The sequence below is a fragment of the Atopomonas hussainii genome (genome assembly GCF_900109735.1).
Taxonomy (GTDB): Bacteria; Pseudomonadota; Gammaproteobacteria; order Pseudomonadales; family Pseudomonadaceae; genus Atopomonas; species Atopomonas hussainii.
The window spans coordinates 1-1768 of sequence record NZ_FOAS01000033.1 but is presented as its reverse complement, the minus strand read 5'-3'; the positions used below and the strand labels follow the sequence as shown (position 1 = coordinate 1768).

Annotated in this window: 3 protein-coding genes; all 3 read right to left on the bottom strand. The window is 45.3% G+C overall.

The annotated features are described in order from the left end of the window. Positions 1-143 precede the first annotated feature (143 nt). Positions 144-593: a hypothetical protein gene (locus BMX80_RS17470; RefSeq protein ID WP_074870794.1), complete on the bottom strand. Its 450-nt coding sequence runs from the start codon at positions 591-593 to the stop codon at positions 144-146. Positions 594-696: 103 nt separating this feature from the next. Beyond that, positions 697-906: a hypothetical protein gene (locus BMX80_RS17765; RefSeq protein WP_139214224.1), complete on the bottom strand. Its 210-nt coding sequence runs from the start codon at positions 904-906 to the stop codon at positions 697-699. A gap of 422 nt (positions 907-1328) precedes the next feature. Then, on the bottom strand, positions 1329-1661 hold the full coding sequence (locus BMX80_RS17760; RefSeq protein ID WP_074870793.1) for a hypothetical protein: 333 nt from the start codon (positions 1659-1661) through the stop codon (positions 1329-1331). Between the last annotated feature and the right edge of the window lie 107 nt (positions 1662-1768).

Here is a 1768-nt window from a genome sequence, read left to right as displayed (position 1 = left end):
AAGGCTTTTAGCAGGCCATGAAGGACTCTTTTCTCATGCTTCGTCATGACTGAACCTAACGTTTGGTTAAGGGGCGCACAAAAGCGCAGCTTTTGGGCGTCCCAGTGAGCGAAGCGAACGGCTTGAACCACTTGTTAGCCGTTTTACGTTTCAGTGTTTTCGATTCTATTTAGCAATTCTTTTGCCGAAAGATTGCCGGGATTGCTTTTTATTTCATCACGCAATATTGATAGCGCTTGTTTTTTTCTGCCGTACGATATAGCCAAATTAGCTGCATCAATCGCTAAGCTATTTGAAGTCATCGCCGTATCGGGAAAGAGGATCGGGTCGCGCTCCTTTCTCCTTTTTTCGTGTATTTCTCTGGCACGAGGTACAAATAAACGTGCCAATATGATACCTGCCATGATCATGACTATCGCGACCAATGAAACCTCTGGGTCGAAACCGTTAAATAGAAGAGAGAGTAGCAGTACTGACATTCCTAACCCAACGCCGAGCACGAGGAATGTCCATAGCCAAGACATCGCCTCATTGCGGCTAAGCTTCGCTCTCCAATCAGTACCACTTATGTAAAACTTCAATAAGAGCTTCATTGTACGGCTATGGCTAACGATTAAGCTAACGGGCGGCCAAAAGCGCAGCTTTTGGACGTCCAGCGAACGAAGTGAGCGGCGTTGAGCGCATTGTTAGGTGTTTTCATGCCTTGTATAAAATGAACGCGCCTACTGAAATTATAACTATTGCAGAGAATGTACTAAATTCAGGTGATGCAGCTGATGTGTTCATTAATTTGCTTGCAATAATTGTAGAGCCGGAACCGCTTTCGGCTTTTATAAGGACGCCAATACCAAGAACGATAAGCGTACCAGCTAGAAGCATTAGCCCAGAGTCTTTACGGCGAGCCATACAAAAATACCTAACGTTTGGTTAAGGTGCTGGCTTAAGCCAACCTCGAACGAGTGAAACGAGCGACTTGAGACAGTTGATAGGTGCTTGCTTCGGTTGTTGCAAAAAAATAATAGGTACGAAGAAATACTTATGATCGTCTGACTCCAACCATTTAAAGGTACAGGGTTTTTCTGAATTTTCCCAGCCATGGCATGTGCGGAGTAGTTCGCCATTTGGTTGGGTTGTAGAGCCGAATTTGGTATCTCCGCAGTTTGGGCAGATCATATTGCCAGATAATGCAACGTCGATAGGGAGTTCGATGGCTCCAACTTTTCTTTTGTTCACTGATGCTCCTTGCACCTAACGATTAAGCTAACGGGCGGCCAAAAGCGTAGCTTTTGGACGTCCAGCGAGTGAAACGAGCGGCGTTGAGCGCATTGTTAGGCGTATACACGTGTTGCCTGCAAATGGACAGATGTAACGCCAATGACAGAGTGCTCGTTTGACCAGAGATCAACTTCTTCTGCAATAGATCCTGAGATCACCCAGTTTCTGCTTGCTTTTTGGGCTGTGCTCATAATTTCATAAATAAAATCTGGCCATGAAGTCGATTTGTGCTTGGTTGAAAATATAACCTTGAAGCCACCTTTGTGGTATGCCTCGATTTGTGGTGAGGCCTCTACCTTTTCGATTCTTTCTAGGTACTTCCTAGACACAGTGATTGCGGATTTTTCGGAAGTGCAATCAACAAATAGTTCCCAGCTAGCATCCATGTTTCTTATATGCCTAACGATTAAGCTAACGGGCAGGCAAAAGCGTAGCTTTTGGCTGTCCAGCGAACGAAGTGAGCGGCGTTGAGCGCATTGTTATGTGCCTATTC

Coding starts and splice junctions, on each gene's coding strand:
- BMX80_RS17470 (WP_074870794.1), bottom strand. CDS start 593: ATGAAGCTCTTATTGAAGTTTTACATAAGTGGTACTGATTGGAGAGCG.
- BMX80_RS17765 (WP_139214224.1), bottom strand. CDS start 906: ATGGCTCGCCGTAAAGACTCTGGGCTAATGCTTCTAGCTGGTACGCTT.
- BMX80_RS17760 (WP_074870793.1), bottom strand. CDS start 1,661: ATGGATGCTAGCTGGGAACTATTTGTTGATTGCACTTCCGAAAAATCC.